The 7,289-nt window shown below is 48.1% G+C and carries 9 protein-coding genes and 2 pseudogenes; 2 read left to right on the forward strand and 9 right to left on the reverse strand.

The genetic code is table 11. The annotated features are described in order from the left end of the window. Positions 1–13: 13 nt before the first annotated feature. From FHD02_RS04980 to pspA, 5 genes are all read right to left on the reverse strand, one after another. Complete coding sequence (locus FHD02_RS04980; RefSeq protein ID WP_255597033.1) at positions 14–1,723, reverse strand: sugar phosphorylase; 1,710 nt, start codon at positions 1,721–1,723, stop codon at positions 14–16. 164 nt (positions 1,724–1,887) lie between these two features. Further along, the gene (pspD, locus tag FHD02_RS04985) at positions 1,888–2,118 is read right to left on the reverse strand and encodes a phage shock protein PspD (protein ID WP_220393650.1); all 231 of its coding nucleotides are present in this window, start codon (positions 2,116–2,118) and stop codon (positions 1,888–1,890) included. An 8-nt stretch (positions 2,119–2,126) separates the two neighbouring features. Then, on the reverse strand, positions 2,127–2,486 hold the full coding sequence (gene pspC, locus FHD02_RS04990) for an envelope stress response membrane protein PspC (RefSeq protein ID WP_061381254.1): 360 nt from the start codon (positions 2,484–2,486) through the stop codon (positions 2,127–2,129). Then, the gene (pspB, locus tag FHD02_RS04995) at positions 2,486–2,710 is read right to left on the reverse strand and encodes an envelope stress response membrane protein PspB (RefSeq protein ID WP_137370640.1); all 225 of its coding nucleotides are present in this window, start codon (positions 2,708–2,710) and stop codon (positions 2,486–2,488) included. The genes pspC and pspB overlap by 1 nt, the downstream gene beginning before the upstream one ends. 54 nt (positions 2,711–2,764) lie before the next feature. Further along, positions 2,765–3,433 (reverse strand): phage shock protein PspA, encoded by a 669-nt coding sequence (gene pspA, locus FHD02_RS05000; RefSeq protein WP_003020532.1) that lies wholly within the window; start codon positions 3,431–3,433, stop codon positions 2,765–2,767. A 155-nt stretch (positions 3,434–3,588) separates the two neighbouring features. Between pspA and pspF the strand changes: the two genes are divergently transcribed. Beyond that, on the forward strand, positions 3,589–4,578 hold the full coding sequence (gene pspF / locus FHD02_RS05005; RefSeq protein WP_220393651.1) for a phage shock protein operon transcriptional activator: 990 nt from the start codon (positions 3,589–3,591) through the stop codon (positions 4,576–4,578). A gap of 82 nt (positions 4,579–4,660) precedes the next feature. Further along, positions 4,661–5,305, forward strand: coding sequence for a QnrB family quinolone resistance pentapeptide repeat protein (locus tag FHD02_RS05010; RefSeq protein ID WP_220393655.1), 645 nt, complete (start codon positions 4,661–4,663; stop codon positions 5,303–5,305). A 95-nt stretch (positions 5,306–5,400) separates the two neighbouring features. On the opposite strand, the gene FHD02_RS05015 is transcribed toward FHD02_RS05010, so the two are convergent. The 4 genes and pseudogenes from FHD02_RS05015 to FHD02_RS24335 all read right to left on the reverse strand — a co-directional run. Continuing rightward, positions 5,401–6,309 (reverse strand): SDR family oxidoreductase, encoded by a 909-nt coding sequence (locus FHD02_RS05015; protein ID WP_220393652.1) that lies wholly within the window; start codon positions 6,307–6,309, stop codon positions 5,401–5,403. Positions 6,310–6,485: 176 nt separating this feature from the next. Continuing rightward, positions 6,486–6,999 (reverse strand): annotated as a pseudogene (locus FHD02_RS05020) (2-oxo-tetronate isomerase). Positions 7,000–7,009: 10 nt separating this feature from the next. Then, positions 7,010–7,177: pseudogene (locus tag FHD02_RS05025) on the reverse strand (YetF domain-containing protein); the annotation flags it as partial. A 19-nt stretch (positions 7,178–7,196) separates the two neighbouring features. Then, positions 7,197–7,289 (reverse strand): hypothetical protein (locus FHD02_RS24335; RefSeq protein ID WP_225623018.1); only part of this gene is annotated, 93 nt, incomplete at its 5' end.

A 7,289-nucleotide genomic window follows, 5' to 3' on the forward strand; every position in this document is an offset into this window, starting at 1 on the left:
GAAATGTTCCTTTTTATTTCTTAACCCACATAACCTGCCAGGCGTGTAGTGTTAATTCCTTACCCGAAATACTTTCTTCGCTAATCAAATCAAATCCATTTTCAATATCAATATTAATGGGTTGCGTCTGACCGCTGACATTAAATAAACCGGTAATTTCTTCGCCTGTCTCTGCCGTACGCTTAATTTGCATAACGACCGGTGTAACACTGTTAATCTTAAAATCACTATCAGGATGGAATGCTTTGTTATTACGTCGTAGAACAATCAATCGGGATAACTCATGATAAACGGCGTGACGCAAACAGGTTTCATCAGCCAGTTCCGTTTCTATTTGTTTGATATGATATTTTTTACGGTTGATCGCCCGGTTATAACCCAGTTCCTCCACACCTTTATAGTCATTACGTGACCCGAGGATACTTTGAATGTAAATCGCCGGTACGCCTGGAAAACTCAGCAAAATGGCATGGGCGAGAATAAAGCGGGCAAATCTTTCAGTATTACTGCTATTACCCGGCGTTAACGCATCCATATACGTGACGTTAATTTCATACGGACTTCGACTACCATCAGGATTATTCTTCCAGTTAACCAAGGCGCCATCTTGTTGTAATTCCGTCACCAGTCGCATGATTTCATCTTCAGGTAACAGGCCCCGTAACGGGTTGAGGCCAATTCCGTCATGCGATGCGAGGAAATTAAACCATGTGGTCTCAGTCGATGGCAGTTCCAGTGATTGCGCCCACTGACACAATGTCGTTGTATCCTGGCGTTGTACCGCATGCAGCACCAGCGGCGGCAGCGAGAACTGGTACACCATGTGAGCCTCATCGCGGCCATTACCGTAATAGGAAATGTTATCCTTATGCGGAACGTTCGTTTCAGTAATGATCGCTGTACCCGGTGCCGCGCAGTCAGCAATAGCGCGGAACAGTTTGATAAGCTGATGCGTTTTTTCCAGGTGAATACAGGTTGTCCCTGGCTCTTTCCACATAAAACCAACCGCATCCAGGCGGACATAATCAGCGCCCTGCTCCAGGTAACTCAGTAGTACATCGATCATCGCCAGTAATACTAATGGATTGGCATAGTTGAGATCGATCTGGTCGTCGCTGAACGTCGTCCAGAGATGACGCACTGTATTATCTTTCAGCGTAAACGGGGTCAGTAACGGTAATGCGCGCGGGCGCGTGACGTTGCTCAGGTCCGTATCAGGATCCATCGCAATAAAGAAATCTTCATAACCGTCAAGCTGTTGCAAATAGTTATTAAACCATTCGCTTTTAGCTGACATATGGTTACAAACAAAATCAAACATCAGTCGACTGGATTCAGCTAATTGCTTAATATCATTCCAGTCACCGGTTTCTTCGGCAACCTGATAGTAATTAATTACTGAAAAACCATCATCCGATGACCACGGATAAAATGGCAACAGGTGCACATGAGAAAATATCGACTTAAGCCATTCATGATAAAACTGATTAAACGTTGGCAGCGGTTTTTTATCTTCCGCGTAAAATTGATCGGCGTAAGTGATCAGAACAACATCGCCCTCATCCCAATGCGCTTTACGGTTTTTTTTAATTAATTTTTGTGCTTTTTCTAAACGCGCAACCAGCGCTTCATAGTGAAGTGAAGAAAATGTGTCGCCATAGACTTCACTCAGACATTTTTGGATTTTTTGGTTCACCTTCATTTCTCGTGGTAGCGGTCCCATGACGCAAGAGACTACTCTGCCGGAAATAAGCTGTCAATCAGCTGAGGTGACCTGGAGGGGGGTTATAAAAGAATTTTGGCAGCCAAAAAATCGTATTTGTGAGCTGCCGCAAATTAACTGAGGGAATGTTGACTAATTGTTGCTTGCTTTTGTTGTTTCAGATATCAGGGTTGATTACCTGAATAGCGTTTCGACAATTTTGTCGCTGCCCGGCTCAACAAAGGTTCCAGTACTAACGCCAGCAACATTTTTAGCGGACGTCGGGCCACGGACTTCACCGCCCACCCTACTACCCCAGCCGGGCCATAGCGCAGCGCAGTCAGTAGCACCAGCTTACCTGCTATTTTAAAGCCCGGCTTAACCCTTTGCCCGACACGTTGCCAGCGATTATTCATTTCTAACCTCACAATTGGCGGAAGCGGCTGCGTAAAGTGAAGGTATCAGACGTCACATAACGCTCCATCTCACGCAAACGCTTTTCACTTGCGGCCAGCTCACGATCGACAGCATCCAACAACTCACCGCTTGATGGCTGCTGATCTCCGGAAACCACGTTGTCCGGCATCGGATCCAACACAAACGTCAGTACGATGTAGGCGACAAAGGTGAAAAAGGCCAGACCAAAAAAGATGGACAGTACCACCAGGATCCGCACCAGTTTCACAGGAACATCGAGATAATGCGCAATACCCGCGCAAACCCCTTTCACCATGCCCTGCTGCGGTATACGCCACAGTTTTTTATTCAGATTAACGCCCCCCATTAGCGGTCCCTCCAGTTTGGATGTTCAGCATCAAGGATGTCTTCCAGCGCTTGAATGCGCTCACGCATCCGCTGTGCGTCCTGGTTAAGTTCTATCAGACGCTGTTGTTCACTTTGCGCCAGCTCGCCGCGACTGGAACGATTGCTGTAATGCAGCCAGAGCCAAATCGGTAAGACGAAAAGCACAAAGATGGTTAACGGGATGGCCAGAAATAGCGCGCTCATGAGTACTCCTTACAGGTGATGAGCGGCGGCGCGTTCGGGCACCGCCAGATATTATTATTGCTTGTCTTGCTGCATTTTGGCTTTCAATTGCGCCAACTGCTCGCTGATTTCATCATCTGCTTTCAGGTCAGCAAATTGCTGATCCAGAGACTTCTGCTTACCGAAGTTATGGCTTTCAGCTTCAGCTTCCATCTGATCGATACGGCGCTCAAAAGATTCAAAGCGCGCCATCGCTTCATCCAGTTTGCCGCTGTCCAGTTGACGACGAACATCACGGGAAGAACTCGCCGCCTGATGGCGCAGCATCAACGCCTGCTGACGAGCACGGGTTTCACTAAGTTTGTTTTCCAGCTCACCGATCTCTTTTTTCATACGCGCCAGCGTATCGTCAACCAGCGTCACCTCATGCTCCAGCGAGGCAATCAGATCAGTCAGTTTCTGTTTTTCGATTAACGCAGAACGCGCCAAATCTTCTTTTTCTTTACGCAGCGCCAGCTCTGCTTTTTCCTGCCACTCTGCCTGTTGGGCGCTGGCCTGTTCGATACGACGCGATAACTGTTTCTTTTCTGCCAGAGCGCGTGCGGAGTTGGAGCGCACCTCAACCAGCGTGTCTTCCATTTCCTGGATCATCAACCGCACCAGCTTCTGCGGATCTTCAGCCTTTTCCAGCAACGCATTAATGTTGGCGTTCACGATGTCGGCAAAACGAGAAAAAATACCCATAATGTAATCCTCACTTACTGTTCTGATATCGGGCAATGCCCTGCTGCTGTTCTAATGCACTTCGCATGCCAACTTTTTAATTCATTGAATTATTTGAAAATATCCAATTTTACCTGCCGGGATAAATAGGGTAAATTGGTGAATAACACTAAAAAATGGTGAATTTCATCATGGCAGGATACAAAGATAATCTTCTGGGCGAAGCGAACAGCTTTATTGAAGTTCTGGAGCAGGTTTCTCATCTCGCGCCGCTGGATAAACCTGTGCTGGTCATTGGGGAACGCGGTACGGGGAAAGAGCTTATCGCCAACCGCCTGCACTATCTCTCCACCCGCTGGCAAGGCCCGTTTATTTCACTTAACTGCGCGGCGCTCAACGAAAATTTACTCGATTCTGAACTCTTCGGTCACGAAGCTGGCGCCTTTACTGGCGCACAGAAACGTCATCCGGGTCGTTTCGAGCGCGCCGATGGCGGCACGCTGTTTCTTGATGAACTGGCGACCGCCCCGATGCTGGTACAGGAAAAACTGCTGCGCGTTATTGAGTACGGAGAGCTGGAACGCGTAGGCGGTAGCCAGCCGCTGCAGGTCAACGTACGACTGGTTTGTGCAACCAATGCCGACCTGCCGCGCATGGTGAGTGAAGGCACGTTCCGCGCCGACCTGCTGGATCGTCTGGCTTTTGATGTGGTGCAACTCCCACCGTTACGCGAACGTCAAAGCGATATCATGTTAATGGCTGAACATTTTGCCATTCAGATGTGCCGTGAGATCGGGTTACCGTTGTTTCCAGGGTTCACCAACGAGGCCAAAGAAACGCTCCTCCACTACCGTTGGCCGGGCAATATTCGTGAGCTGAAAAACGTCGTGGAGCGTTCGGTTTACCGACACGGAACCAGCGATTACCCGCTGAATGAGATTGTGATTGACCCATTCAGGCGTCACGCCGGACCGCCGCTGGTGCAAGAAACCAGACACACATCAGTAGCCTTACCGCTGGATCTGCGTGAGTTCCAACAGCAGCAGGAGAAGGAATTTTTGCAAACCAGCTTACAGCAGGCGAAATTTAATCAGAAAAAAGCCGCTGAATTATTAGGTCTGACCTACCATCAGCTCCGTGCGTTACTCAAGAAACACCAAATTTAGCGTACAGGAGCAGACGTTGGACGCGAGGGTCAAAACAGTTTACCATGTTGCAATCACTGTATAAAAAAACAGGTTAATCATGATGACTCTGGCGTTAGTTGGCGAAAAAATTGACAGAAACAGGTTCACCGGTGAGAAAGTCGAAAATAGCACATTTTTCAACTGTGATTTTTCGGGTGCCGACCTTAGCGGTACTGAGTTTATTGGCTGCCAATTTTATGATCGAGAGAGCCAGAAAGGGTGTAATTTTAGCCGCGCTATCCTGAAAGATGCCATTTTCAAAAGTTGCGATCTCTCCATGGCGGATTTCAGAAATGTGAGTGCGCTGGGAATCGAAATTCGCCACTGCCGTGCACAAGGTTCAGATTTTCGCGGCGCAAGCTTTATGAATATGATTACCACACTCACCTGGTTTTGTAGCGCCTATATCACCAATACCAACTTAAGCTACGCCAACTTTTCAAAAGTCGTACTGGAAAAGTGCGAGCTGTGGGAAAACCGCTGGATGGGTACTCAAGTACTTGGCGCAACGTTCAGTGGATCGGACCTCTCTGGCGGCGAGTTTTCATCGTTCGACTGGCGGGCAGCAAACTTTACGCACTGTGATTTGACCAATTCAGAACTGGGCGATCTCGATGTCCGGGGTGTTGATTTGCAAGGCGTTAAACTGGACAGCTACCAGGCATCGTTGATCCTGGAACGTCTTGGCATCGCTGTCATTGGTTAATATTCAGGGAGCGGTACATGCCGCCCCCTGCCCTTATACAGTATTGTCCGCGCTGGTTTTCCCCAGCAGACGTTTCGACTCAGCGAACATAGACGTCAGAGGGTTCCGGTCCCCCCGTCAGAACACCATACCTGACCGGATGTATAGCTATTCTCTTCAGCCGCTAAAGTGACATACAGCGGAGCAATTTCTACCGGTTGGCCTGGACGACCGAGTGGCTCATTGGCGCCAAATTTCTCAATTTTTTCCTGTGGTTGGCCACCGCAACACTGCAATACCGTCCAGTACGGCCCAGGCGCGACAGCATTTACACGGATCCCTTTGGGGGCCAGTTGTTTAGCCAGCGATTTAGTAAATGCCACTATCGCCGCCTTGGTCTGAGCATAATCAAGCAGGATCTCACTTGGCTCATAAGCCTGTACCGACGAGGTGTTAATAATCACGCTATCTCGCGAGAAATGGGGAATAGCCGCCTTGGTGATCCAAAACATGGCGTAGACATTGGTCTTGAATGTCGCATCAAATTCTTCTGTGGTGAGTTCTTCGATCGATTCACAAAATTGCTGACGACCGGCGTTATTCACCAGGATATCCAACCCTCCCAGGGCGTCTACCGCCTGTTTTACCAGATGGTTACAAAAAGTTTCGTCACGAATATCACCGGGAATCGCCGCAACTTTTCTCCCAGCTTTTTTTATCAATTCGACAACCTCACGCGCATCGTCCTCTTCTTCAGGTAAATAATTAATCGCGACATCGGCGCCTTCGCGGGCATATGCAATGGCAACAGCACGCCCAATACCTGAATCACCACCGGTAATTAATACCTTGCGACCATTTAACCTGCCGCTTCCCTGATAGCTTTCTTCGCCATGATCGGGACGCGGTTGCATTTTTCCGGCGAGTCCCGGAAAAGGTTGTTTTTGATGTGGAAAAGGCGGCTGAGGAAAACGCTCTGAATTAGTTTTATTGGTGGTCTGTTTTCCTTTATTTAGGTCAGTCATTCAATCACCTCTCATGAGTCATCATTCATCGCAAAGACTAATAAGCGTAGAACAAAATGAATGACATGACCTTTATAATTTACCCAACACTTAATTTTTGCCTAATATTAACCTGGTTCTCACGATGACAACTTCACATAGCGTGAAGATATTTCCTCGGATATTTCCTGGTTTATTTATTTGTTCTTCCAGGCTGAAACTTCTTCAATCAATACCGCCAGGCTAAAACGCACCGCCTTTTCAATGACGTCCTGGCAATCCCCGGAAAAATACTCCCGTTTTGTTATTATCTGCCCGCGGAAATTCCACGCAAACCACACCGTTCCTGCGGGAGTACCATCCTCCCCACCCTCCGGCCCCGCATATCCACTAATGGCTATGCTGATATCGGTTCCGGCTCGCTCACGTATCCCTACAGACATCTCACTAACCGTTTGTTCACTAACGGCGCTATATTTTTCCAGCGTACTGGCCCGCACGCCAAGCATTTTCTGCTTGGCACGATCGCTAAAGGTAATAACACCAATATCATAAAATTCTGCGGTATCCGCCTGTGCACAAAGCGCGGCGGCCAGCTTTCCTCCTGTACAGGATTCTGCGGTAGTCAACGTTAAATCGCTACCAACAAGCGTGTTTGCGACCCGTTTCGTCAGTTCAGACTGTTTTTGCGTCATTGTTCTCCGTATTCATTACCGCCTCGCTAATTCTCTTCAGGAATAACAGAAATATGTCCGTTGCGTTCCAGAATGGCATACTTAATTTTACTTGATTCGGTAATCCCCTGATTTTGTCGGGCAGCGACTAATATATCGTCAAGGGAGACATCCACTTTCTTCATTTTATCCAATAAAGGGATCCCGTGATCTAAATAGCTGCGCCTAATACCGCTACACTTTTGCCTGGCCATGTTTTCCTCCGGGGAATGGGCTGGCGGTTTCCATAAAATGGCGGACCTTTTTCAGTAACTGCCACATTGAGCG

The organism is Citrobacter sp. EC_71, from assembly GCF_019584005.1.
GTDB lineage: Bacteria > Pseudomonadota > Gammaproteobacteria > Enterobacterales > Enterobacteriaceae > Citrobacter > Citrobacter werkmanii.

Bases quoted from the DNA above. Each gene is read 5' to 3' on its own strand.
- pspB (WP_137370640.1), bottom strand. From the start codon at position 2,710: ATGAGCGCGCTATTTCTGGCCATCCCGTTAACCATCTTTGTGCTTTTC.
- pspD (WP_220393650.1), bottom strand. From the start codon at position 2,118: ATGAATAATCGCTGGCAACGTGTCGGGCAAAGGGTTAAGCCGGGCTTT.
- FHD02_RS05010 (WP_220393655.1), top strand. From the start codon at position 4,661: ATGACTCTGGCGTTAGTTGGCGAAAAAATTGACAGAAACAGGTTCACC.
- FHD02_RS05015 (WP_220393652.1), bottom strand. From the start codon at position 6,309: ATGACTGACCTAAATAAAGGAAAACAGACCACCAATAAAACTAATTCA.
- FHD02_RS04980 (WP_255597033.1), bottom strand. From the start codon at position 1,723: ATGGGACCGCTACCACGAGAAATGAAGGTGAACCAAAAAATCCAAAAA.
- pspF (WP_220393651.1), top strand. From the start codon at position 3,589: ATGGTGAATTTCATCATGGCAGGATACAAAGATAATCTTCTGGGCGAA.
- pspC (WP_061381254.1), bottom strand. From the start codon at position 2,486: ATGGGGGGCGTTAATCTGAATAAAAAACTGTGGCGTATACCGCAGCAG.
- pspA (WP_003020532.1), bottom strand. From the start codon at position 3,433: ATGGGTATTTTTTCTCGTTTTGCCGACATCGTGAACGCCAACATTAAT.